At 64.3% G+C, this 25,210-nt stretch carries 23 protein-coding genes; 2 read left to right on the top strand and 21 right to left on the bottom strand.

The window, feature by feature from the left end; translation table 11 throughout:
- Positions 1 to 6 precede the first annotated feature (6 nt).
- From folC to fdxA, 20 genes are all read right to left on the bottom strand, one after another.
- Entirely contained in the window at positions 7 to 1,284 is a 1,278-nt protein-coding gene (folC, locus tag GPA22_RS13035; RefSeq protein WP_169256492.1) for a bifunctional tetrahydrofolate synthase/dihydrofolate synthase, read from the bottom strand.
- Positions 1,285 to 1,299: 15 nt separating this feature from the next.
- Positions 1,300 to 2,169, bottom strand: coding sequence for an acetyl-CoA carboxylase, carboxyltransferase subunit beta (accD, locus tag GPA22_RS13030; RefSeq protein ID WP_169256491.1), 870 nt, complete (start codon positions 2,167 to 2,169; stop codon positions 1,300 to 1,302).
- The gene (trpA, locus tag GPA22_RS13025) at positions 2,166 to 2,981 is read right to left on the bottom strand and encodes a tryptophan synthase subunit alpha (protein ID WP_169256490.1); all 816 of its coding nucleotides are present in this window, start codon (positions 2,979 to 2,981) and stop codon (positions 2,166 to 2,168) included. Before trpA ends, accD begins: the two co-directional genes overlap by 4 nt.
- Before the next feature lie 41 nt (positions 2,982 to 3,022).
- Positions 3,023 to 4,234 (bottom strand): tryptophan synthase subunit beta, encoded by a 1,212-nt coding sequence (trpB, locus tag GPA22_RS13020; RefSeq protein WP_169256489.1) that lies wholly within the window; start codon positions 4,232 to 4,234, stop codon positions 3,023 to 3,025.
- A complete protein-coding gene (locus GPA22_RS13015; protein ID WP_169256488.1) occupies positions 4,221 to 4,844 on the bottom strand; it encodes a phosphoribosylanthranilate isomerase in 624 nt (207 codons plus the stop codon). Before GPA22_RS13015 ends, trpB begins: the two co-directional genes overlap by 14 nt.
- Entirely contained in the window at positions 4,845 to 5,639 is a 795-nt protein-coding gene (truA, locus tag GPA22_RS13010) for a tRNA pseudouridine(38-40) synthase TruA (RefSeq protein ID WP_169256487.1), read from the bottom strand.
- A complete protein-coding gene (locus tag GPA22_RS13005; RefSeq protein ID WP_246264313.1) occupies positions 5,636 to 6,229 on the bottom strand; it encodes a CbiQ family ECF transporter T component in 594 nt (197 codons plus the stop codon). The genes truA and GPA22_RS13005 overlap by 4 nt, the downstream gene beginning before the upstream one ends.
- A 74-nt stretch (positions 6,230 to 6,303) precedes the next feature.
- A complete protein-coding gene (locus GPA22_RS13000) occupies positions 6,304 to 8,994 on the bottom strand; it encodes a motility hub landmark protein FimV (RefSeq protein ID WP_169256485.1) in 2,691 nt (896 codons plus the stop codon).
- A gap of 237 nt (positions 8,995 to 9,231) precedes the next feature.
- Positions 9,232 to 10,365, bottom strand: coding sequence for an aspartate-semialdehyde dehydrogenase (gene asd, locus GPA22_RS12995; protein ID WP_169256484.1), 1,134 nt, complete (start codon positions 10,363 to 10,365; stop codon positions 9,232 to 9,234).
- Positions 10,366 to 10,392: 27 nt separating this feature from the next.
- Positions 10,393 to 11,445 carry a 3-isopropylmalate dehydrogenase gene (gene leuB, locus GPA22_RS12990; protein ID WP_169256483.1) on the bottom strand — a complete coding sequence of 351 codons (1,053 nt, stop codon included), beginning with the start codon at positions 11,443 to 11,445 and terminating at the stop codon, positions 10,393 to 10,395.
- 34 nt (positions 11,446 to 11,479) lie between these two features.
- Complete coding sequence (gene leuD, locus GPA22_RS12985; protein WP_169256482.1) at positions 11,480 to 12,118, bottom strand: 3-isopropylmalate dehydratase small subunit; 639 nt, start codon at positions 12,116 to 12,118, stop codon at positions 11,480 to 11,482.
- A 75-nt stretch (positions 12,119 to 12,193) separates the two neighbouring features.
- The gene (gene leuC / locus GPA22_RS12980) at positions 12,194 to 13,600 is read right to left on the bottom strand and encodes a 3-isopropylmalate dehydratase large subunit (RefSeq protein ID WP_169256481.1); all 1,407 of its coding nucleotides are present in this window, start codon (positions 13,598 to 13,600) and stop codon (positions 12,194 to 12,196) included.
- A gap of 97 nt (positions 13,601 to 13,697) precedes the next feature.
- Positions 13,698 to 14,513 carry a M48 family metallopeptidase gene (locus tag GPA22_RS12975; RefSeq protein ID WP_169256480.1) on the bottom strand — a complete coding sequence of 272 codons (816 nt, stop codon included), beginning with the start codon at positions 14,511 to 14,513 and terminating at the stop codon, positions 13,698 to 13,700.
- Positions 14,510 to 15,673 carry an MFS transporter gene (locus tag GPA22_RS12970; protein WP_169256479.1) on the bottom strand — a complete coding sequence of 388 codons (1,164 nt, stop codon included), beginning with the start codon at positions 15,671 to 15,673 and terminating at the stop codon, positions 14,510 to 14,512. The genes GPA22_RS12975 and GPA22_RS12970 overlap by 4 nt, the downstream gene beginning before the upstream one ends.
- An 82-nt stretch (positions 15,674 to 15,755) precedes the next feature.
- On the bottom strand, positions 15,756 to 16,889 hold the full coding sequence (gene aroC / locus GPA22_RS12965; protein WP_169256478.1) for a chorismate synthase: 1,134 nt from the start codon (positions 16,887 to 16,889) through the stop codon (positions 15,756 to 15,758).
- Between the two features lie 121 nt (positions 16,890 to 17,010).
- A complete protein-coding gene (gene ilvN / locus GPA22_RS12960; RefSeq protein WP_169256477.1) occupies positions 17,011 to 17,325 on the bottom strand; it encodes an acetolactate synthase small subunit in 315 nt (104 codons plus the stop codon).
- A gap of 2 nt (positions 17,326 to 17,327) precedes the next feature.
- Complete coding sequence (ilvB, locus tag GPA22_RS12955) at positions 17,328 to 18,995, bottom strand: acetolactate synthase large subunit (RefSeq protein WP_169256476.1); 1,668 nt, start codon at positions 18,993 to 18,995, stop codon at positions 17,328 to 17,330.
- A gap of 263 nt (positions 18,996 to 19,258) precedes the next feature.
- Positions 19,259 to 20,926, bottom strand: a complete 1,668-nt coding sequence (locus GPA22_RS12950) for a long-chain-fatty-acid--CoA ligase (RefSeq protein ID WP_169256475.1) — start codon at positions 20,924 to 20,926, stop codon at positions 19,259 to 19,261.
- A 204-nt stretch (positions 20,927 to 21,130) separates the two neighbouring features.
- Entirely contained in the window at positions 21,131 to 21,583 is a 453-nt protein-coding gene (locus GPA22_RS12945; protein ID WP_169256474.1) for a CBS domain-containing protein, read from the bottom strand.
- Between the two features lie 148 nt (positions 21,584 to 21,731).
- Positions 21,732 to 22,055: a ferredoxin FdxA gene (gene fdxA / locus GPA22_RS12940; protein ID WP_169256473.1), complete on the bottom strand. Its 324-nt coding sequence runs from the start codon at positions 22,053 to 22,055 to the stop codon at positions 21,732 to 21,734.
- A 259-nt stretch (positions 22,056 to 22,314) separates the two neighbouring features.
- Between fdxA and trxA the strand changes: the two genes are divergently transcribed.
- Together trxA and rho are read left to right on the top strand one after the other, a co-directional pair.
- A complete protein-coding gene (gene trxA / locus GPA22_RS12935) occupies positions 22,315 to 22,641 on the top strand; it encodes a thioredoxin TrxA (protein ID WP_050416668.1) in 327 nt (108 codons plus the stop codon).
- Between the two features lie 136 nt (positions 22,642 to 22,777).
- A complete protein-coding gene (gene rho, locus GPA22_RS12930; RefSeq protein WP_169256472.1) occupies positions 22,778 to 24,037 on the top strand; it encodes a transcription termination factor Rho in 1,260 nt (419 codons plus the stop codon).
- 95 nt (positions 24,038 to 24,132) lie between these two features.
- Here rho and GPA22_RS12925 read toward each other — a convergent pair whose 3' ends face one another.
- Positions 24,133 to 24,984: a 3-hydroxybutyryl-CoA dehydrogenase gene (locus tag GPA22_RS12925; RefSeq protein WP_169256471.1), complete on the bottom strand. Its 852-nt coding sequence runs from the start codon at positions 24,982 to 24,984 to the stop codon at positions 24,133 to 24,135.
- Between the last annotated feature and the right edge of the window lie 226 nt (positions 24,985 to 25,210).

Here is a 25,210-nt window from a genome sequence, read left to right as displayed (position 1 = left end):
AGAGCCTCAATGACGAGCGGCGCGGACGGCAGCCAGCACATCCGCGACCGTCAGGAATGAGCCAAAGGCTACGATTCTATCACCCTCGCCGGCAGATTTCCGGGCGGCAGCGTAGGCGTCGGCGGGATGCTCGAATCGCTGGATGTCGCCCCGCACGCCGGCCGTGCGCACGCGCGCTTCCAGCGCCTCCGCGCTCAATCCGCGCGGGCCGGGCAGACCAACCAGCATCCAGTGGTCGACCCGATCCTGGATCAGCTTCACGACGCCTTCCACATCCTTGTCCGACAGCATCCCCAGGACAGCCCAGGTTTCGGGGAAGAACCCCATGTTCGAGAGGTTTTCCGACAGCACGCCGGCGGCCTGGGGGTTATGCGCGACGTCGAGCACGACGGAGGGGCGCCCGGCAAGCACCTGGAAGCGCCCGGGGAGCTCGACGAGCATCAATCCCTGGCGAATCGCCTGCATCGAGACGGGGATCCGCTGCCGCAGCGTTTCGAGCGCCATCAGCACGGCCGATGCGTTGAGCAACTGATTGGCTCCTCGCAACGCCGGGTAGGCGAGCCCTCCCCTGCGCGTACCCCCCTTGCTCCACCAGACCCACTGCGAGCGGTCGCCGGAGAATCCGAAGTCCTCGCCGACGAGGCGAAGGTCGGCACCGATCGCACGCGCATGATCCACGAGCGTGGAGGGGGCCATCGGATCGGAACAGATCGCCGGACGGCCGGCGCGGAAAATTCCCGCCTTCTCGAATCCGATTTTCTCGCGGGAGTCACCCAGCCAGTCCATGTGGTCCATCGCGATGCCGGTGACGATCGCACAGTCGGGATCGATCGCGTTGACGGCGTCGAGGCGCCCGCCCAGGCCGACCTCGAGAATCACGACATCCAGCGGCTCCCGGCAAAATGCCCACCATGCCGCGAGCGTTCCATGCTCGAAATAGGTCAGGGACGTTTCGCCGCGCGCCGCTTCGACCGCGTTGAAGGCGGCGACCAGCGTTTCATCGGCGACTTCCCTCCCGTCGATACGCACACGTTCGTTGTAGCGCAACAGGTGCGGCGAGGTATAACAACCGACGCGGTACCCGGCGGCCAGGAGAATGGCCTCGAGCATTGCGCAGGTGGAACCCTTGCCGTTGGTGCCCCCCACGGTGATCACGACGGCATCGCTGCGCACGCCGAGGGTGTCGCGTACGCGGGCGACGCGATCCAGGCCGAGCTGGATCTGCGCAACATGCCGGTTTTCGAGCAGCGCGAGCCACCCGCTCAGGGAATCGGGAAAGAGCATGAAACGGAATCGGGATCAGACGCCAATGGCCGGCTGACGAGTGAGAAGAGTGAGAAGTTCCGCCAGTTTCGAGCGCATTTCGCGACGATCGACGATCATGTCGATCGCGCCCTTCTCGAGCAGGAACTCCGAGCGCTGAAAACCTTCGGGCAGGGTTTCGCGAACCGTCTGTTCGATCACGCGCGGCCCGGCGAATCCGATCAGTGCGCCCGGCTCGGCAATCACGACGTCCCCCATGAACGCAAAGCTGGCCGACACGCCCCCCATCGTCGGGTCGGTCAGAATCGTGAGGAAGGGGAGCTTGCGCTCGGCAAGCTGCGTGATCGCAGCAGTGGTCTTGGCCATCTGCATCAGCGAGAACAGCCCTTCCTGCATGCGCGCTCCACCGGTCGCGGTGATGCAGATGAACGGCAGGCGCTGCTCGAGTGCGGTCTTCGCGCCACGCACGAAGCGCTCGCCCACGACCGACCCCATCGAGCCGCCGAGGAATTCGAATTCGAAACACGCGACGACGACGGGCACAGTAAGGATCGATCCCTGCATCACGACCATCGCATCCGCTTCGCCGGTATCGTCGTTCGCCGCCGACAGGCGTTCGGTGTAGCGCCGTGAATCCTTGAACTTCAGCGGATCGACCGGCATGACCTCGTTGCCGATCTCGAAGCGTCCCTCCGCGTCGAGCAGCAGATCGAGCCGCGCGCGCGCGCGCAGACGCTGATGGTGCCCGCACTTCGGGCAGACACTCTGGTTGCTTTCGAGGTCCGAGCGGTAGAGCACCGCCTCACACGCGGAACACTTGCTCCACAACCCCTCGGGAATGGACTTGCGCGCCGCCGATTCTGCACGCTTGATCTTCGGCGGCAGCAGTTTTTGAAGCCAACTCATCGCGGAGCTCCTTGAATCTGGTCGAGCGCGCCACGTACGCCCTCGACAAAAGCCTTCACCCGGGCCACCGCCTGATCGCGCGGGCTGTTCTCGATTTCCTCGATGATGCGGCTGCCGATCACGACGGCATCCGCGACCTCGCCGATACGACGGGCCGACTCCGCGTCCCGGATACCGAACCCGACGCCGACAGGCATTCCGACGCCGTGGCGAATCTGCGGCAGGCGCGCGGCAACATCGTTGAAATCGAGCGCCCCGGAGCCGGTCACACCCTTCAGTGACACGTAGTAGATGTAACCGCTGCCGATCTGCGCCACGTCACGGATGCGCTGTTCGGTGGACGTCGGCGCCAGAAGGAAGATCGGGTCCAGCCCGCTCGCCTTCAGCGTCGCCGCAAATGTCTTGCACTCCTCGGGCGGATAATCGACGATCAGGACACCGTCGACACCGGCTTCGCTGGCAGCGAACACGAAGCGCTCGACACCCATTGCCTCAATCGGGTTCGCGTAGCCCATCAGCACGACGGGCGTGTCGGCATTCCGCGTACGGAAATCGGCCACCTGCGCGAGCACCTTGCGCAGGCTCATGCCGTTGCGCAACGCCCGTTCGGAGGCGCGCTGGATGGTCGGTCCGTCCGCCATCGGGTCGGAGAACGGCACCCCCAGTTCGATGATGTCAGCCCCGCCATCGACGAGCGCGTGCATCAGCGGCACGGTAAGTTCGGGAGCGGGATCCCCGGCGGTGATGAAAGGGATCAGCGCCCGCCGACCCGAGGCCCGCAGGCTCTGAAAAACTGACTGGATTCTGGACATGATCGGTATCGGGATGCGCGGGCCCGGCTCGGCCCGACGAGTCAGAACTGGATGCCGGACTTCTCGGCGACAGTATGCATATCCTTGTCGCCGCGGCCGGAAAGATTGACGAGCAGGATCTTGTCCCGCGGCAGGGTCGGTGCAAGCTTTGCTGCATAAGCGAGGGCATGCGAGGACTCGAGCGCGGGAATGATGCCTTCGAGATGACAGAGGTCGTGGAAGGCCGCGAGCGCCTCCTGGTCCGTCACGCCGACGTACTCCGCACGCTCGCTGTCCTTGAGCCACGCGTGCTCGGGGCCGACGCCGGGGTAATCGAGGCCGGCCGAGATCGAATGCGTTTCGATGATCTGGCCATCTTCGCTCTGGAGCAGGTAGGTCCGGTTCCCGTGCAGCACGCCCGGCGTGCCGCCGGTGAGGCTGGCCGCGTGACGGCCCGAATCGAGCCCCTCGCCGTAAGCCTCGACGCCGATCAGGCGCACCTCGGGCACGTCGATGTAGGGATGGAAGATTCCCATCGCGTTCGATCCGCCGCCGACGCAGGCGATCACGCAGTCGGGCTGCCGTCCGGCCATCTCCGGCATCTGGACGAGACACTCCTTGCCGATGACCGCCTGGAAATCGCGCACCATCATCGGATACGGGTGGGGGCCTGCCACCGTGCCGATGATGTAGAAGGTGTTGTGGATGTTCGTGACCCAGTCGCGCATCGCCTCGTTGAGCGCATCCTTCAGGGTTTTCGACCCTGATTCGACCGGAACGACGGTCGCGCCGAGGAGCTTCATCCGGTACACGTTGGCGGCCTGACGCTTCACGTCCTCGGCCCCCATGTACACAACGCATTCCATGCCGTAGCGCGCCGCCACCGTTGCCGTCGCCACGCCGTGCTGCCCCGCCCCGGTCTCCGCGATCACGCGCGGCTTGCCCATGTAGCGCGCGACGAGCGCCTGGCCGATGCAGTTATTCACCTTGTGTGCGCCGGTGTGGTTCAGATCTTCGCGCTTGAGATAGATCTGCGCACCACCGAGCGAGTCGGACCAGCGTTTCGCATGGTAGATCGGGCTCGGCCGGCCGACGTAGTGCTTGAGCTCGTACTCGAATTCGGCCATGAAGGCCGGATTGTTCCGGCACGCCTCGTAGGCCGCATTCAGTTCGTCGAGCGCGGGAATCAGCGTCTCGGCCACGAACACGCCGCCGTATGGGCCGAAATGACCGTGCGAATCAGGAAACCGGTATGGCTTGTCAGCCGTCTGCATTGCGTACTCCAGCGACGAATGCGGCAATCCGTGCCGCATCCTTGATACCCTTGCCCGATTCCACGCCGCTGGATACGTCTACCGCCCACGGCCTTACGCGGCGGACTGCTTCGCCGACATTCTCGGGGTCAAGTCCGCCGGAAAGAATCAGCGGACGCCCGAGGCGCTCCGGAATCAGGGACCAATCGAAAACCTTGCCGCCCCCCCCGTAGCCCTCGACGAATGCATCGAGCAACAGCCCGGCGGCGAACGGATGGGAAGCTGCGAATTCTACCAGATCGACTCCCGCGCGCACTCGCGCGGCCTTGATCCATGGCCGCCCGTGGATCGCACACTGCGCTTCGGTCTCGTCACCGTGGAATTGCAGGAGTTGCAGCGGTACTTGCGCCAGCGCCTGCTGCACGTAGGCGGGATCGGGATTGACGAACAGCCCTACGGTCGTCACGAACGGCGGGACCAGCGCGGCAAGCTCCGCCGCGCGCTCGAACGGGACGAAACGCGGACTGGGCGGATAGAACACCAGTCCGATGGCATCGGCGCCGGCCTCCACGGCAGCGCACACGTCCTCGGGACGGGTCAGGCCGCAGATCTTGATTCGGGTTCTGGACACTCAGACGAACGGGATACGCGGGAGGGCGATGATACGCCCTTCGTCCGGCAGCGGCCAGTGTGGAAGGTACTCGACTCCCGACAGGTACAGGCCATCCGCAGGGAAGGTCAACGCCGCCCGGCTTCGGTCCCGCGATGCCAGCACCTCGGCCATCCACTCGATCGGGTAATGCCCCTTGCCCACGTACACCAGCGCACCGACGAGATTGCGCACCATGTGATGGAGGAAGGCATTCGCCCAGAAATCGAACACGATGTAATCGCCATCGCGTCGGACCTGGACCTCGTGCATCAGCTTCACGGGTGATTTCGCCTGACACCCGGCGGCACGAAAGGCCGAGAAATCATGCCACCCGAGAAGCGAACGGGCGGCCTCGGCCATCGTCGCTGCGTCCAGCGGCGGGTGAAACCATCCCACGCGCCCCGCCAGCAGCGCAGGCCGCACGGCCGAGTTGTACAGGATGTAGCGGTAGCGACGCGATACGGCGCAGAAGCGCGCATGAAAATCGTCGGCGACTTCAACCGCCCAGCGGACCGAGATGGGTGACGTCAGGCGGGCGTTGGTACCGCGAATCCATCCGTGCATCGGACGCGCCGAGGTCGTATCGAAATGCACGACCTGCACCGTCGCATGGACGCCCGCGTCGGTGCGCCCCGCGCAATGCAGCCTCACGGGATGGCCTGCAATGCCCGCGAGCGCCGCCTCGAGATGGTCTTGCACGGTCCGCCCGTGAGACTGACTCTGCCAGCCCTGAAACGCATCGCCGGCATATTCGACGCCGAGGGCGATTCTCATCGTGCTACTCCGAACCAGATCGCCGCCACGACTACCGCGACAAGCATCGCCACGAGATCACTCCACGCAAAAGTCTCACGGGTGAAAGCGATCACCTCCGCACCGCCGCCGTCGGCGTGGTCGCCCTCGAGCCAGCTACGCCAGTCACCCGGCGCTGCAGATTCCACGTACCGCAGGACGAGCACGAGGCGCACGGCAAGCCTTTCGCTCGGAAGGCCGACGCAACCAAATGGCCGTAACAGCGCATGAAGACCTCCGACAAGCCGGCGAACCGGCAAGGCGTCCATCAGCATCGCCACACACAGTACGACTCCCAGCAGGCGCCCGGCGTGCTCGGCCGCCATCGTCACGCCCTCGCGACTGGGGCTGATCTCCGGGAATGCGGGCAGGAGCGCCTCACCGGGGGTGAAGCCCGCAAAGAGGACGAGGATCGCGAGGATCAGGAAGCGCACGCGCCTCAGAAGCCGCATGCTACGTGACGGCGAAAAACGCCATGCGGCGAACACACACGCAAAAACCGCGAACATCAGCGCCTTCGGTGAAAGAAACTGCAGGACGACGACGAACGCCGTCCAGAGCGCAATGAGCAATCCGGAATGCATCAAACGGGAGGGCCGCCCTGCGGCGGCCCCTGGACATCCAGCCTAACCGTAGCCTGCAGCGGTCACCCGAGCCGCTCTGCCAATCGGGTCGCGGCCTCCCGTTGCTCGGGCGAGCCCTCGCGCAGCACTTCCGCGATGAGCTCGCGCGCGCCCTCGGTATCGCCCATCTCCTCATAGGCGCGAGCCAGTTCGAGCTTGGTGTTGACCTCTTCAATCACGTCCGCGCTCGGGGCAAGACCACCTTCAGTCATTGCGTCGGACTGCAGCGCGACCGGCGCGGCGGACGTTGCCTCCAGGTTGAGATCAATACTGCCGAGATCCAGCGAGGGCGGGTTTGCAGCCGCCTGCCCCCCACCACCATCGAGATTGAAATCGAAATCGAGCAGGTTGCTGTCGAACGTCGTCTTCTCCATGTCCGGAGCAACTGCCGCGCCGGCTGCGGCGGACACGACATCCGACGCGATCACCGTTTCGTTGAGACTGGTTGCCGGCCCCGCATCAATTTCCGGAACGGCCAGGTCGAACTCGAGAGACTGATCGGCCGCTGCAAAATCCATCCCTTGCCCGATCACGGTGGCAACCATCGGATCGGGCGCGGGCGCGGGCGCGGGCTCGCTCACAGCAGGCTGCTCCGTCACCGCACCGATGTCGAGATCGAAGGACACCGGTTCGGCGGGCGCCTGTGCAGCGGGCGCCGCGCTCGCGACGGCGCTGCCGAAATCGAGACCCGCGTCGAGGTCGAAATCCAGGGCATTCGCGTCCACCTCCGGCAAAGCCTCGATGTCTTCACCTTCCGGCATCTGGGTAGGCAGCGGATCCGGACTCGTGGGGCTCACCGTCGAGAACGAATTCAGCGTATCGGGTGCCGCTCCAACTGCAGCTGCGCCCGCGGCCAGACCTGCGGCGACCATACCGCCGGCGGAAGGGCCGGCAGCGGCGCCACCCGACGAGGCGCGATAAAGAGGATTCTCCGGGTCGAGACGGCGCCCCATCTCGGCGGCCTTGTCCCAGTCGCCCCCTTCCCCGCCGGTACGGGAATACAGATCCGTCGCTGTATTCTCGAACGCCTTGAGATTCTTGCGCTGCGCATAGATCTCGAGCAACTTGAGATAGATTGCCATGCGGGACGTGTCGGTTTTCAACGCGTCCAGCAGGATCTCCTCGGCTTGGGCATCACGCCCGTAGGCCATGTAGACGTCGGCCTCGGCAACCGGATCAACCCCTTCGTCCGTATCGATTGCAGAAAGGCCGGACTGGCTGAAATCGGTATGCAGTACGCTGCTTTCACCGGTATTGACGCTCTGCCCCCCGGTCGCGCCGAACACCGAGTTCGTCGGCGGCGGGAATGCGCTGGCCACCGACTCGACGCCCTGTTGTTCGGCCTCCTGCTTGCGCCGCTGCCGCGCCTTGATCCCCGCATAGGCCAGCAACAGGGCGAGAATACCGCCGCCCCCCGCCAGTACGACCGGATCGCCGAGCAGGCTTTGCACGAACCCGGGCTCCTCGACAGGCGCCGGGGCCGGAGCGGGGACCGGAGCCGGCTTCGGCGCCTGAGCAGCCGCCGGCGGCGCCGACTCCTGGGGCGGCTGCTGAGCCTGTTGCTGCGACGGCGCGACCGCGGGCGCTTGTTCGGGCTGTGGCTGGGCCGGGGCTGCTGCAGTCGCCTGCTGCTGCAGTTTCGCCATGTTTTCGCTACGCAGGTTCAGGAGTTCCTGCATCTGCTTGACATTGGCCTCGAGCGCCGAGACGCGGTCGTTTGCCTCCTGGAGCGCCTTGTCGCGCGCAACGAGTTCTTCTTCCAGCGACTGCAGACGAGCGAGGCGCGGGTCTTCGCCCTTGACCTTCGACGGTGCCCCCGACACCTTGACCTGATCGCCGGCAGCCGCCTTTGCCGGTTCGTCCACCTTGGGCACGATTGTTCCGGTATCGCTGCGCGACGGAGCGGCCTCGGGAGCAGCCGGCCTCGCAGCAACCGTACCCGCGAGTTTCCGGCGGTAGGCAGCAAAATCCGCGGACTGGGCTTGCACTTCGCGGCGAGCCTGCGCAGGTTCGATTTCGCGCACACGCGCTTCCGGCGGCACCGTCACGATCGAACCGGAGCGCAGGCGGTTGATGTTGCCGCCATCAAAGGCGTCCGGGTTCTCGCGGAACAATGCGATGAGCATCTGGTCGAGGCTCGCCCCCTCGGGCCGGTTCGCCTCGGCAATGCGATGCAGCGTATCGCCTTTCCTGACCTCGACGCGCTCGCCCCCGGCGGCTCCCGGTGCCTGCGCCTGTGGCGCCGGCACTTTGCGCAGCGCAGGCGCAGCAGGCGCGGCGACCGGCGCGGCGCCACGCCCGACAGCGGGAGCCGGCGCCCCTGCCGGAACGGGATCGAGCAGGAAGGTGTATTCGCGCACAAGCCGGCCGGATGCCCAGTTCAGCTCGATGAGGAGATCGACAAATGGATCGCTGAAAGGCCTTTCGCTGGCGATCTTGACGACCGACCGACTGCCCCGGCGCTCGACCGTCAGGCGTACCGCAGACGTTGCACTGGTGTACTGGAGATTGGCTTGCCGAAACGCTTCAGCAGAGGCAACGCGCGCCGAAAGCGACTGCAGTTCCTCGTTGCTCGCGTTGAGCTCGACCTCTGCCCTGAGCGGCTGTCCGATGCCGCTGAAAACATGGATCGCACCGAGTCCTGCTGCGTTGCTACCCAGAGGGAGCATGGCGATCGCCGTCGCGATCAGGGAAGCCTTGATCGATGTCTTCATCTTTGTCATATCATCCGCACCCTTAGTCTGGGTACCTACCTGCGTGGAATATGGACGTCGCGGACGCGGCCGGGCATCCATCATGCCCCGGCAATCTAACATTTTGTTTAAATCTTGGCAGCAATTCTTTAATTGCCAAGACTATTTTGGGCCTGCGGAACCCGCTTCTGCCCAGCGGTTCCGCGGCACGGGGCACGGAAAGCGGCGATCAAGACGCCGCTTTCCGCGTTATGACAATCAGCGATCGAGAAGGATGCGCAGCATGCGGCGCAGGGGCTCGGCGGCGCCCCACAGGAGTTGGTCACCGACGGTAAAGGCACCGAGATATTCCGGACCCATCGCCATCTTGTGCAGGCGGCCGACCGGCACGGTCAGCGTGCCCGTGACGGCAGCCGGCGTGAGCTCGCGCTCGGAGAGCTCGCGCTCGTTCGGCACGACCTTCACCCAGTCGTTGGCCTTGGCAATGATCTCACTGACCTCGTCGAGCGGAACGTCCTTGCGCAGCTTGATCGTGAGGCCTTGCGAGTGGCAGCGCATCGCGCCGATGCGCACGCACAGGCCGTCGATCGGGATACTGCCGGCGCTGCGGAACGCGGGCCGGCCGAGGATCTTGTTGCATTCGGCGCCGCCCTTCCACTCCTCCTTCGACTGGCCGTTGTCGACCGGCACGTCGATCCACGGAATCAGGCTACCGGCGAGCGCGGCACCGCGGAAGTTCTTCACCGGGAAGTCGGACGAGCGCATCGTCGCGGCGACCTTGCGGTCGATGTCGAGGATCGCGGACGCGGGATCGGCCAGTTCGGCCTTGACTGCATCATGAAGCGCGCCCATCTGTGCGAGCAGCTCGCGCATGTTCTGCGCACCGGCACCGGAGGCCGCCTGGTAGGTCATCGCCGACACCCACTCGACGAGATCGTTCTGGAACAGGCCACCAAGGCCCATCAGCATCAGGGAGACGGTGCAGTTGCCGCCGATCCAGTCACGGCCGCCCTTCACGAGCGAATCCTTGATGACGTTCATGTTGACCGGATCAAGGATGATCACCGCGTTGTCTTCCATGCGCAGCGCGCTGGCGGCATCGATCCAGTGCCCCTTCCAGCCGGTGGCACGCAGCTGCGGATAGACGGCCTTGGTGTAGTCGCCGCCCTGGCAGGTGATCACGATGTCCATCTGCTTGAGCATGTCGATGTTCGACGCGTCCTGCAGCGGCAGGGCGGCTTCCTTGCCGCCGAAGGCGGGCGGCTTGCCGCCGGCCGCGGACGTCGAGAAATATACCGGCTCGATGTGGGCGAAGTCGCCCTCCTCGACCATGCGCTGCATCAGCACGGAACCGACCATGCCACGCCAACCGACCAGACCAACCTTGTTCATTTGCTATACCTCGAATTGCCAAAAATCTCAGAGCGCCGCCAGAACGGCATCGCCCATCTGCTTCGTGCCCACCTTCGTCGTACCCGCCTCGTAGATGTCGCCGGTGCGATACCCCTGCGCGAGAACCTTCTTCACGGCCGTCTCGACACGGGCAGCCGCGGCCTCGTTATTGAACGTATAGCGCAGCATCATCGCCGCCGACAGGATCGTCGCGAGCGGGTTTGCCACACCCTTGCCGGCAATGTCCGGTGCCGAGCCGTGCGAAGGCTCGTAGAGGCCCTTGTTGTTGGCGTCGAGCGAGGCCGAAGGCAACATGCCGATCGAACCGGTGAGCATCGAGGCCTCGTCGGACAGGATGTCGCCGAACATGTTGCCGGTGACCATCACGTCGAACTGCTTGGGCGCGCGGACGAGCTGCATCGCGGCGTTGTCGACGAGCATGTGGGTGAGTTCGACGTCCGGATATTCGGGGGCGAGCTCGATCATCACGTCACGCCACAACTGCGTCGTTTCCAGCACGTTCATCTTGTCGACCGAGCACAGGCGCTTGTTGCGCTTACGGGCGGCATCGAAGGCGACGCGACCGATGCGGCGGATCTCCGACTCGGTGTAGTGCATCGTGTTGAAGCCGTAGCGCTCGCCGTTGCGGTTCTCGATGCCGCGCGGCTGGCCGAAGTAGATGTCGCCGGTGAGCTCGCGCACGATCAGGATGTCGAGGCCCGACACGACCTCCGGCTTGAGCGTGGAGGCATTCGCGAGTTCGGGATACAGGATCGCCGGACGCAGGTTGGCGAACAGGCCGAGATCCTTGCGAATGCCCAGCAGGCCGCGCTCGGGGCGCTGCTCGCGCGGCAGGTTGTCCCACTTCGGGCCGCCGACGGCGCCGAGCAGCACGGCATCGGCTTCGCGCGCGAGCTTGCGCGTCGCTTCCGGGTACGGGTCGCCGGTGACATCGACCGCAGCGCCGCCGAGCAGCGCCTCTTCAAGTTCGAACTTCAGATCCAGCGCTTGGATCACGCGGACGGCCTCGGCCGTGATTTCCGGACCGATCCCGTCGCCCGGCAGAACGCAAATCTTCATCAGCAGTCTTCTCCTGGTGCCCTTGCAGCGCTGCTCAGGCGAAATAATAGGGGTGTTCGGCGCGGCGCTTTTCCTCGAAAGCGCGAATCTTGTCGGCGTGGCGCAGCGTGAGACCGATATCGTCCCAGCCGTTCAGCAGGCATTCCCGGCGGAACGGATCCACGTCGAACTTGATGGTCGTGCCGTCCGAGCGGGTGATCGTCTGCGCGGCCAGATCAACCACGAGGCGATAGCCTTCGGACGCCTCGCACTGGCGGAACAGTTCGTCGACCTGGGCAGCGGGCAGGACGATCGGCAGCACGCCGTTCTTGAAGCAGTTGTTGAAGAAGATGTCGGCGAAACTCGTGCCTATCAGCACGCGGAAGCCGTAATCCTCCAGCGCCCAGGGGGCGTGCTCACGCGAGCTGCCGCAGCCAAAGTTGTCGCGGGTGAGCAGGATCTGCGCCCCTTGGTAACGTGCTTTGTTGAGCACGAAATCCGGGTTCTTCGGACGGCTGGTGCAGTCCTGACCCGGCTCACCGTGATCGAGGTAACGCCATTCGTCGAAGAGGTTCGGACCGAAGCCGCTGCGCTTGATCGACTTCAGAAACTGCTTCGGGATGATCGCATCGGTATCGACGTTCGCACGATCGAGCGGCACGGCCAGCGCGTCGAGTGAGGTAAACGGTTTCATTCTTTCACTACCCTCTGGATGGCCCGGCCATCCCTGTCAAGTTCGGTCGTCGGCGCGAAGTCGCGCCGGATGCAGTCAGAGTTCCCGGACATCCACGAAACGTCCGGTCACGGCCGCAGCGGCAGCCATTGCGGGACTGACGAGATGCGTTCGGCCGCCGGCGCCCTGCCGCCCTTCGAAGTTGCGGTTCGAAGTCGAGGCACAGTGCTCGCCCGGCTCGAGGCGATCCGCATTCATCGCCAAGCACATCGAACAGCCCGGCTCGCGCCACTCGAAACCCGCCTCGATGAAGACCTTGTCGAGCCCTTCGGCCTCGGCCTGATGCTTCACCAGCCCCGAACCGGGAACGACCAGCACGCGCTTGACGCTCGCCGCCTTCCTGCGCCCCTTGGCGACCGCCGCGGCTTCGCGCAGGTCCTCGATGCGCGAGTTCGTGCACGACCCGATGAACACCTGATCCACCGGAATCTCGCTGATCGGCGTATTCGGCGCGAGGCCCATGTACTTGAGCGCGCGCTCGACACCTTCGCGCTTGACCGGGTCGGCGATCTTTGCCGGATCCGGCACGCGGCCGGCGACGGTTTCGACCATCTCGGGCGAAGTGCCCCAGGTAACTTGCGGCAGGATTTGGGTTGCATCGAGTTCAACGACACGATCGAAGTGTGCAGCGTCGTCCGATTTCAGGGTGCGCCAATAGGCGGCCGCCTGCTCCCACTGCTCGCCTTTCGGCGCGAAGGGCTTGTCGCGCAGGTAGTCGATCGTGATGTCGTCGACGCCGACCAGGCCGGCACGCGCACCGGCCTCGATCGCCATGTTGCACAGGGTCATGCGCCCTTCCATCGTCAGCGCGCGGATCGCGCTGCCGCCGAACTCGATCGCGTAACCCGTGCCGCCGGCCGTGCCGATACGGCCGATCACGGCAAGGGCGATATCCTTCGCGTACACGCCGCGCCCGAGTTCGCCCTCGACCTTCACCAGCATGGTCTTCGACTTCTTCTGCAGCAGGCACTGCGTCGCCATCACGTGCTCGACCTCGGAGGTGCCGATGCCGTGCGCCAGACAGGCGAACGCGCCGTGCGTCGAGGTGTGCGAATCCCCGCAGACGACGGTCATGCCCGGCAGCGTCGCCCCGTTTTCCGGCCCGATCACATGCACGATGCCCTGGCGCGAATCCTTGAACGGGAAATACGCGAGCGCACCGACCTCGCGGATGTTCGCGTCGAGCGTCTCGACCTGCTGGCGCGAGACCGGATCCTCGATGCCCCGTTCCCAATGATCGGTCGGCGTATTGTGGTCGGCGGTCGCGACGATCGAACTCACGCGCCACGGCTTGCGCCCGGCGAGCTTGAGTCCCTCGAAGGCCTGCGGGCTGGTTACCTCGTGCACCAGGTGGCGGTCGATGTAAATGAGCGCAGTGCCGTCGGCCTCTTCGTGGACGACATGACTGGACCACAACTTTTCGTACAGCGTCTGGGCTTCCATCCAATATATCCCGCGGAAAGACAAGGAAAAGGTTTTGATTATTTCACACGTGCCGCCGACTGGGTAGCGGCCGCCGGAGCGTCGTCCGGCCCCGCATTCAGCGGCGTGCCTGCTCGTAAAGCGGCATCACCCGCTGGGCGTAATCGGCAAGATCCTTGCGCCGCGTGTCGTGCCCGGGGTGGGTGGACAGCCACTGCGGAGGCCCGCCGTTGGAGCGCGAGCTCATCTTGTCCCACAGGCTGATGGCGGCACGCGGATCGTAGCCCGCGCGTGCCGCGAGCTCGACACCGATGCGATCGGCCTCGGTTTCGTGCAGACGGGAATTGGGCAGCTCGAACGTCACCTTGCCGACCATGCTCATGAGATCCGTACCGAGTTCCCCGACTCCCAGGAGCGCTCCTGCGACGGAAGCCCCCACGCTGGTCACCATCGCCTTGGAAATCTGCTCGCGCGAATGCTCGCGCAGCGCATGCGCGATTTCGTGCCCCATCACCGCAGCCAGTTCGTCATCGGTGAGCTTCAGCTGGTCGATCAGGCCCGAATAGACGGCCATCTTGCCCCCCGCCATGCACCATGCGTTGAGCTCGTCCGACTGGATCACATTGACTTCCCAGTGCCACTGCGCCGCATCACGCCGAAACACGACGGACTGGGGAATCAGGCGATTGGAAACGGCGCGTACGCGCGCAAGCTGCGCAGAATCGCGGTTGAGCACCCCCTTCTGGCGCGCCTCGGCGATCACCTGCTGGTACTGCTTGCCGGACGCCTGCTCGACCTCCGCGGCCGACACCATCATCATCTGGCTGCGATCCACGCCCACGGCTCCGGCGCCGGTCGTCTGCACTGTCTGGCAGGCCGCCACGAGCCACGCCGCGGCCGCGACCGACATCACCCTCACGAATCGAGCTTTCATCGCACCTCCCCTTCCATCATCGACTCCATGTCACTGCGCCAACCCAGCACCAGCCAGGCAAGCCCCGCGAGCGCGAACAGGGACCCGAGAGTATAGGTCCATGCCGGCCCCATCGAATCCCACGTGAATCCGCTCACGAGCCCGCCCAGCATCCCGCCCGCGCCGAAGGAAATACTCCCGTAGAGCGCCTGCCCGCGCGACTGCAGCTTTCCCCGGAACCACTGGTTGACCGCCGCGATCGCGGCCGCGTGATAGGCGCCGAAGGTCGCACCGTGGAGAAGCTGGGCGAACCCCAGCACGACGAGCGAACCCACCCCCCAGCCGATCGCAGCGAAGCGCACCACCGCGCACGCAAATGCAAAGATCAGGATCGCCCGCATCGAGTGGCGCCGCAGCAACCGCGGCATGAACATGAATACGACGATCTCCGCAATGACCCCGAGCGACCACATCGCGCCGACGACCGATTTGTCGTAGCCATGATCGACCAGGAAAATCGAATAGAAGACATACAGCGCACCATGCGCAGCCGACATGAGGAAGCAGGCAATCAGCAAGGCCCGCACCTCGGGGCGACGCAAGGTCTCCCGCAGGCTCGCGCTTTCACGATGCGCCGGCGGCCGCTCGGCCTCCGGCAAGGCCGCCGAGCACAATGCGATCGCACCAAGGATCACGGCGGTCATCCAGAGCACGGCGTCGAGCGGAAGGAAATCGAGCACGTAGCCCACACCCAGCACGGCGGCAATGAAACCGACCGAGCCCCACACGCGGATGCTGCCGTAGCGCCCGGGATGGGCGCCCAGATGGGCAAAGGTCAGGCCCTCGACGAGCGGCAGCGCCGCACTCCAGAAGAACGCCATGAGGGCCATCGCAAGGAAGAGCCCTTCAAAGCGCGTCGTAAAGAAGAAGCCGCCGAATCCGACCAGGCTCGCCCAGGCGGACAGGCGGATGATGACGAGCCGGCGACCGAAATGCTCGGCGAGCCACCCCCACATGTTCGGCGCGATCACGCGCATGACCTGCATGAGCGACATCAGGATCGCGATGTCGGCGGCCGACAGCGCAATCGAATGCAGGTATAGCGTGAAATACGGCGAGAACGCGCCGACGAACGCGAAGTATGAAAAGTAGTAGGCCGAGAGCCGCCAATAGGGGAGCACGGCGGTGCCTAGGCCCGATTCGGACAAACGCCGCCTGCCGGCCCGCGACGGGCTCGCCAGGCGGCGTGCAAGACGTCCCCGCTCAAGCGCGCGGAGCGGGAATCCGCTGCACGCCCTGCGGGGCCAGACGCGCGATCTTCGGCGTTTCCGTCGTCACGTCGCCGCATTGCGCCCGATGGCGCAACGCATGATCCATCAGCACGATCGCGAGCATCGCCTCCGCGATCGGCGTCGCACGAATGCCGACACAGGGGTCGTGACGCCCCTGCGTGTTGATGACCACCGGATTGCCCTGCTTGTCGATCGAGCGGCGATCGAGCCGGATGCTGGAGGTGGGCTTGACCGCCATGCTCACGACGATGTCCTGGCCACTGGAGATGCCGCCGAGCACGCCGCCCGCGTTGTTCGTCAGATAGCCGTCGGGCGTCATCTCGTCGGAGTGCTCGGTACCACGCTGCGTCACGCACTCGAAGCCCGCGCCGATCTCGACCCCCTTCACGGCATTGATGCCCATCATCGCGTACGCGATGTCGGCATCGAGCCGGTCGTACACGGGCTCGCCCCAGCCGATCGGAACGCCTGTCGCGACCACGTCGATGCGCGCGCCGATCGAGTCGCCCGATTTGCGCAGTTCGTCCATGTAGGCTTCCAGTTGCGGGACGATGGCGGCGTTCGGCGCGAAGAACGGGTTGCGCGGAACCTCGTCCCAGCTCTCGAACGGGATCGGAATCGGTCCGAGCTGCGACATGAAGCCGCGGATCACGACGCCGTAGCGTTCCTTCAGCCACTTCCTGGCAATGGCGCCGGCAGCCACCCGCACCGCCGTCTCGCGCGCCGACGCCCGGCCGCCGCCGCGATGGTCGCGAATCCCGTATTTCTGCCAGTACTCGTAGTCCGCATGACCGGGCCGGAACGTCTCGGCAATGTTGCCGTAATCGCGCGAGCGCTGATCCTGGTTACGGATCAGGAGTGCGATCGGCGTGCCGGTCGTCACCCCCTCGAACACGCCCGACAGGATTTCCACCTCATCGGGCTCGCGGCGCTGCGTGACGTGCCGCGACGTCCCGGGTTTGCGCCGATCCAGCTCAACCTGGATCTCCTCGGCCGAAATCGGCAATCCCGGCGGACAGCCATCGACGACACAGCCGATCGCGGGACCGTGGGATTCACCAAACGACGTGACGCAATACAGTTTGCCTAGGGTGTTGCCGGACATCGCGATCTCGACTGAAACAGGTGGCGGATAGAACTTTGCAGTTTAGCACAGCGCCGAAACGCCCCTGCCGGCCAGCCGATCGAGGCAGGCGCATTGGCCGCGCCCGCCCCGCTTGCGCGCCTCAGAGGAAGAACTTCTCGAGGCGCTCGAACACCTCGTGCTCGGCCCCGTGGCGGCGCACGGAAAGCACATCGACCAGCTTTTCGACCTGCAGCACCATCTGCTCCAGCCGCTGGTCCTCGAATACCAGCAACCAGATGCGGCTCCGGCTCGCATCGGCCATCGGCATGCACAGGATGCCTTCGACGTTGAACGCGCGGCGCGCGAACAGATTGCAGATGTGGCTCATCACGCCGGGATGGTTGTTCACTTCCAGTTCCAGCACCACCTTGGCGAAGCCTTGCTGCTGCAGGGGCTCGGCAACTTGTTCGATCATGCTCAATCTCCGATCATTTCAGTGTTTGCAGCGCCCGGCGGCACCATGGGATAGACGAATTCCTCGCGGCTGATCGATGCGTGAATCAGGCATGGCCCGCGACTTTGCAGGGCCTGCGCGAGCGCCGCACGTGGATTCGCGGCAGTGTCCAGATCCACCGCCGCGATGCCGAAACCTTCAGCAATCTTCAGGAAATCCGGCTCGCCGCGATACCTGGAAGCAAACACCCGCTTGCCGTAGAACAGGCTCTGCTGCTGATACACGAGACCAAGCGAATTGTTGTTCATCAGCACGATCTTGACGTTCAGCCCCTCCTCGGCGAGCGTCGCCAGTTCCTGGATATTCATCTTGAAGCTGCCGTCGCCGGTGAAACACACGACGGTCCGCTCAGGCTCCGCGAGCGCGGCACCGATCGCGGCCGGGACCCCGAAGCCCATCGTCCCCAAGCCGCCCGAGGTCAGCCACTGGCGCGACCGGCGGAAAGGGTAGGCCTGCGCGACCCACATCTGGTGCTGCCCCACGTCGGTGGCGATGATGGCCTCGTCGTCCAGCGCGGCGGCCACGGCGTGCACGAGCCCGTAATGGGTACGCGGATCGTCGCGACCTGGCATCGCGATGGGAAAGCGCGCCTTCAGGCTATCCACGTGAGACAGCCAGCGCTTGCGCAGGATCGGCTTGACCTGCGGCAGCAAGGCCTCCAGCACGGCCGCCACGTCGCCGTTGATCGCCACGTGGGCCGTCCTGATCTTGTGCAACTCGGACGGATCGATGTCGACATGGATGATCTTCGCGTTGGGGCAGAACTGCGCGGCCTTGCCGATCGCCCGATCGTCGAAGCGCGCGCCGACGCAGATCAGCAGGTCCGATTCCTCGAGAATGAAGTTCGTGCAGCGCGCACCGTGCATGCCGAGCATGCCGATGGAAAGCGGATGGTCGACCGGCATCGTACCCAGCGCCATAAGCGTCATCGTCGTCGGCAGCCCCGCCTGCTCTGCCAGGCTGACCGCGAGTCCCGACGCGCCCGAGTGGACCACGCCTCCGCCCAGATACAGCACCGGACGTTCTGCCGCGTCGATCATCCGCGCCGCGGCAGCGATGGCCTCGAGGTCCGGCGATGGCGCAGGATCCGGCACCGCCGGCTCGGGCAACGCCTCGAAGCTGACGAGTTGGTTCTGCACGTCCTTCGGCACATCGACGAGAACCGGCCCCGGCCGGCCGGACATCGCGATGCGAAATGCCTGAGGAATGACTTCGAGCAGTTCCGCGGCCGAGCGCACGAGGAAATTGTGCTTGGTGATCGGCACCGTCATGCCGTAGATATCGACTTCCTGGAACGCGTCGGTGCCGATCATCGCGAGCGGCACCTGGCCGGTGATGGCCACCATCGGAATGGAATCCAGGCGGGCATCGGCAATCGCCGTCACCAGATTCGTCGCCCCCGGACCGCTCGACGCGAAGCACACTTCAGGGCGCCCGGACACGCGCGCCATGCCTTGCGCGATGAAACCCGCCCCTTGCTCGTGGCGAGCGAGCACATGCCGGATGGTCTCGCTCCCCGACAAGGCATCGTACAGGGGCAGGATCGCCCCTCCGGGGATTCCTGCAATGGTACGAATACCCTGCCGTTCAAGCAGGCGCACGATCAACTCGGCGCCGGTCATTTGCATCATCTTGCGCTCCTTCGGTTCGGTGTCGGGCGTCAAAACCGGCGGCGCAAAAAACAAAACCCCCGCCGGGCTTGCGCGCCGGCGGGGGTTAGGAATCCGTTGCTTGCTTCTGTGCCCTTACCCTCGAGACGCGCGACCGCCTACGCCTACTACTACGCGTACGGACACTACTACGAGGGCGCGAACCAGACGGGTCATTCGGGATAAAAACAAGCGATTAGCGGACGAATCTAAACACAGGCGCGAAGGAAACACAAGCACGCGTCTCACGCCTGCCCGTCGCGCAGCAGGCGCCGCAGGATCTTGCCGACGTTCGTCTTCGGCAACTCCTCGCGAAACTCGACCAGATGCGGCACCTTGTAGGCCGTGAGGTTCGCCCGGCAATGGGCGACGACCGCCTCCTTCGTCAGCGCGGGATCCTTGCGCACGATGAACGCCTTCACCGCTTCGCCGGTCCGCTCGTCCGGGACTCCGACGGCGGCCACCTCGAGCACGCCCGGGTGGCTGGCGATGACATCCTCCACCTCGTTCGGAAAGACGTTGAAGCCCGACACCAGAATCATGTCCTTCTTGCGATCCACGATGCGGACGAACCCCCGCTCATCGATGGTCGCGACATCGCCGGTACGCAGGAATCCATCCGCCGTGAAGACATTGGCCGTCTCCTCGGGTCGCTGCCAATAACCCTGCGTGACCTGCGGTCCGCGAACGCACAGCTCACCGGGCTGACCAAGCGGCACCTCTTCCCCGCCATCGCCGCGGATGCTGACTTCGGTGGACGAGATCGGCAGCCCGATCGAATGGTTGAATTGCGGCAGATCGAGCGGATTGATCGTCACCGCGGGCGACGTCTCGGTGAGGCCGTAGGCCTCCACGAGCGGCCGCCCCGTCACGCGCCGCCATTTCTCCGCGACGGCCTGCTGTACCGCCATGCCGCCACCCAGCGCAATGTGCAGGGACGAAAAATCCAGCTTGCTGAAGTCCTCGTTGTTGAGCAGCGCGTTGAACAGGGTGTTGACGCCGGTGATCGCCGTGAACCTGTACTTCGCCAATTCCTTGACGAAACCCGGGATGTCCCGCGGGTTGGTGATCAGCACATTCATTGCACCGATCTTGAAGAAGGTCAGGCAGTTCGCCGTCAGCGAGAAGATGTGGTACAGGGGCAAGGCCGTGATGATGATCTCCCCCTCCTTTCTCAGGTAGGGCTTGATCCACGCGTGCGCCTGCTGCAGGTTTGCGATGATGTTGCCATGGGTCAGCACTGCGCCTTTCGCGACTCCCGTGGTGCCGCCCGTGTACTGCAGATACGCAACGTCCCCGTGCCCGACATCGACGGCTTTCAGCGGATGTCTTCCCCCCGCTGCAAGCGCCTCGGAAAAGCGCACATGTCCGGGAATTTTCCACGGCGGCACCAGCTTCTTGACACGGCGCACGACGAAGTCGACGAGCATGCCTTTCGGGAAGCCAAGCAACTCGCCGAGACTGGTCACCACGACGTTCCGTACCTTCAGGCGCTGCACGACGTTCTCGAGCGTGCTGGCGAAATTCTCGACGATGACGATGGTGTCGGCGCCCGAATCCCTGAGCTGGTGCTCGAGTTCGCGTGCCGTATAGAGCGGGTTCACGTTGACGACCGTATACCCGGCACGCAGCGCCCCGAACATTGCGATCGGGTACTGCAGGACATTGGGCATCATCAGCGCGACGCGTGAACCGTGCGGCAGCTTCAATTCGCCCTGGAGATAGCCGGCAAACCTGGCCGACAGCCGATCCAGTTCCGCATACGTGATCGACTTTCCCATGTTCACGTAGGCAATCCGGTCGCCGTACTGGCGCACCCCTTTCGCAAACAGGTCGCCCAGCGACGCGAACTCGTTCACGTCGATTTCCGCGGGAATTCCGGGGGGATAGCTCTTGAGCCAGATCCTTTCCACAGCACCTCCTCCGACAGTTGGAATCAGCACCGGACCGACCGCATCCGGCGAAGCCCTCCCGAGGCTTTGACGACAGCGCCCTTCGGCGCTGCCGACTTCCAGCTGCATGCCCTCGCCTCATTGTGCGAGGACTTCTTGTGCTCATCCGCCATACCCCCGGGGCACGACGGACGAAACGGCCAAACGCGCTGCGTCAGCCGCGCATCACTCCTGTTCGCCCGGCTCCTGCGGCCAGTTGCGGATGTAATTCTTGAGCATGCGGTTCTCGAAGCTCTGCTCCTCGAGCACCGCCTTGGCCACGTCGTGGAAGGAAACCACCCCGAGCAGAGTGGTTCCGTCCATCACCGGCAGATAACGCTGGCGATGCTCCACCATGAGACGCCGGAGTTCATCCATTTCCATGTTCGGCGATGCGGCGACCGGACCTGACAACATCGCGTCCTCGATCGCCATCTTTCCCCATCCGGCGCCACCCTTATGCACCGCGCGCAGCACTTCGCGGAAGGTCAGCATGCCGACCATCTGCCCGTGCGAGAACACCACCAGCGAACCGACGTCCTGCTCGGTCATGATCTCGACCGCCTCGGCGAGGCTCTTGTTCGGCGCTATGGTGTAGAGCACCTTGCCCTTGATCGCAAGAATCTCGCTCACCAGCATGCCAATCCCCTTTCCAAGTTCATATCAACCCATCCGAGTGCATCATATTGCACAATTCCGGTCAGGGAAAGACTCCACCCCCCGCACCCTACGCATTATTTCACCTTCTGTCGGTGCGCGCCGGCCACGTCTTGCCGAGGGGACCACTTCAACGCTTCAACTCGCCGAGCTTGTCCTTGCGCGATGCCCATTCCTCGGCGTCGGGCAGGGCGTCCTTGCGCTCGACGATCGGCTTCCACTGCGTCGCCAGTTCGGCATTCAGTGCAATGAAGTGGCGCTGCCCCTCGGGCACGTCGTCCTCGGCGTAAATGGCCTCGACGGGACACTCGGCCACACACAAGGTGCAGTCGATGCACTCCGTCGGGTCGATCACGAGAAAGTTCGGCCCTTCACGGAAACAATCCACCGGGCACACATCGACACAGTCGGTATACTTGCAGCGGATGCAAGATTCAGTCACAACGTAAGCCATCGTTCCACTCCAGTTAATCAAGCAAGGCCCGCCGGATCCCGGGCGCACCGGCTTTTCCGACAATATAGCCGAGACCCTCGCTCTTTTGACACACGCGCGGGCAAACCCTCATCCCGGCGAAGAGTCTTGACGTTCGCGGCGGCTTGGCATAACTTTTCCCAATAGTCTGAAGTGGCGACCCAGGTCTGCCATTGTCCAGAGGGCCGATCCGGCCCGCCTCCCAATCCGAATCACCTGCAAGACCTTGATGCGAGGAATCATGAGCGAGCATATCCATTACGTCACCGACGGCAACTTCGAGGCCGAGGTGCTCCAGGCACAAACCCCCGTGCTGGTTGACTACTGGGCCGAGTGGTGCGGTCCGTGCAAGATGATCGCACCGATCCTCGATGACATCGCCAAGGAGTATGCGGGCAAGCTCAAGGTTGCCAAGCTGAACATCGACGAGAACCAGGAAACCCCTGCAAAATTCGGCATCCGCGGCATTCCGACGCTCATGCTCTTCAAGGGTGGCAACGTCGAAGCGACCAAGGTCGGTGCGCTTTCGAAGTCACAGCTGACGGCATTCATTGACAGCAATCTCTGACCGGGGCTAAAGTCCCGGCCTGCCTGCGCGGCGCCTCCCGCTCCAGAAGCCGGCCTTCCGGCGCCGCAGCAGCGTCTTTCTGCAGTTCCCTCCTCCACTGGTTTCATCCATCTGCGCCCCGTCGCGCCCTCTCACCATGCAATTATCGGAGCTCAAGTCTCTCCACGTCAGCGAGCTGCTGGAAATGGCGGTCGCCAACGAAATCGAAGGCGCCAACCGCCTGCGCAAGCAGGAGCTGGTCTTCGCCCTGCTCAAGAACCGGGCCAAGAAAGGCGAGCCCATCTATGGTGACGGCGCGCTCGAAGTGCTCCCCGACGGATTCGGCTTCCTGCGCTCGCCGGACATTTCCTACCTCGCGGGAACCGACGACATCTACGTCTCGCCGTCGCAGATCCGCCGCTTCAACCTGCACACCGGCGACACCATCGAGGGCGAGATCCGCACTCCGAAGGACGGCGAACGCTATTTCGCACTGGTGAAGCTCGACAAGATCAACGGCCAGGCGCCCGAGGCGTGCAAGCACAAGATCCTGTTCGAGAACCTCACCCCACTCCACCCGAACGAGTGCCTCAAGCTCGAGCGCGACATTCGCGGCGAAGAGAACGTCACCAGCCGCATCATCGACATGATCGCACCGATCGGCAAAGGACAGCGCGGTTTGCTGGTGGCTCCGCCGAAGAGCGGCAAGACGGTGATGCTTCAGCACATCGCCCACGCGATCACGGCCAATCATCCGGACGTGGTCGTGATCGTACTGCTGATCGACGAACGCCCCGAGGAAGTGACCGAAATGCAGCGCTCGGTCAAAGGCGAAGTCGTCGCCTCGACCTTCGACGAGCCGGCGTCGCGCCACGTGCAGGTCGCCGAAATGGTGATCGAGAAGGCCAAGCGCCTGACGGAGCACAAGAAGGACGTCGTTATCCTGCTTGACTCCCTCACCCGCCTCGCGCGCGCCTACAACACGGTGGTGCCGGCGTCCGGCAAGGTGCTGACCGGTGGCGTTGACGCCAATGCCCTGCAGAAGCCGAAACGCTTCTTCGGCGCTGCGCGGAACATCGAGGAAGGCGGATCGCTCACCATCATCGCCACTGCACTGATCGACACCGGCAGCCGCATGGACGACGTGATCTACGAGGAATTCAAGGGCACCGGCAACATGGAACTGCATCTCGACCGCCGCATGGCCGAGAAGCGTGTGTATCCGGCCATCAACGTGAACCGCTCCGGTACCCGCCGCGAGGAACTCCTGATGAAACCGGACGTGCTGCAAAAAGTCTGGGTGCTGCGCAAGCTCCTCTACGGCATGGACGACATCGACGCGATGGAATTCCTGCTCGACAAGGTCAAGGCGACCAAGAGCAACGCGGAGTTCTTCGACGCCATGCGCCGCGGATGATCGGGAACTCCCGACCAGAAAAACGCCACCTCAAGGGTGGCGTTTTTGTTTTCACGATCGAAACCGGATTGCGCAAGGGTCCGGATCCGGCGAGCTTACTTGTAGTCGTAGAAGCCCTTCCCGGTCTTGCGACCCAGGTAACCCGCTTCGACCATCTCGACGAGCAGCGGCGCCGGACGGTACTTCGGATCCTTGAACCCCTCGAACAGCACCTGCATCACGGCCAGCTCGACATCGAGGCCGATCATGTCGGCCAGCGCCAGCGGTCCGATCGGATGGTTGCAGCCGAGCTTCATCGCCTCGTCGATCTCGGCAGCCGTCGCAAGCCCCTCGCCCAGCGCGAAGATCGCCTCGTTGATCATCGGGCACAGCAGCCGGTTCACGACAAAACCCGGACTATTGCGCACCTGGACCGGCGTCTTGCCGACCGCCCTGGCAACGACCTCGACGGCTGCATAGGTCGCGTCCGAGGTCTGAAGGCCGCGGATCAGTTCGACCAGCGCCATCATCGGCACCGGGTTGAAGAAATGCATGCCGACCACCTTGTCCGCGCGCTTCGTCGATGCAGCGAGCTTGGTGATCGAAATCGACGATGTGTTCGAGGCGAGCACCGCATCGGCTTTCATGGTCGCATCGAGCTGGGCAAAAATCTTGAGCTTGAGCTCGAGGTTCTCGGTGGCCGCCTCGATCACGAGGTCGCAGTCGGCAAGCGCGGCGACGTCGGTCGCCGTCGTGATTCGCGCCAGCGTCTCCGCCTTCTGCGCCTCCGTCATCTTGTCCTTCTTGATCAGGCGATCAAGACTCCCGCTTACGGTTGCCAGACCGCGCCGCACCGCAGCCTCGACCACGTCCATCATCACCACGTCGAATCCGGCCACGGCAAAGGCCTGCGTGATGCCGTTTCCCATCGTGCCGGCGCCAACCACGCCGATCTTCTTCAAATCCATCGAACCCGCTCCCTTGGTAAGCAACGCAACAGCCCTGATCCAACAGGGACCATACTGATGCGTATGTACCGAATATAGCTTAATGTCCAAACGCTGCGCCAGCATGTGGCGACACAAGGCCGCAGCCGTGCTTACAGGGGGGAGATGCAGAACGTCCGCACGAGGGACTCGTGCGGCGGACATATGCATGGAACGTATGGACGAAAAAAATGGGAGCCCGGAGGCT

This window comes from Aromatoleum toluvorans (assembly GCF_012910905.1).
Classification (GTDB): Bacteria; Pseudomonadota; Gammaproteobacteria; order Burkholderiales; family Rhodocyclaceae; genus Aromatoleum; species Aromatoleum toluvorans.
Note: the sequence above shows the minus strand (reverse complement) of the source record. Positions and strands in the feature narration are given on the sequence as shown.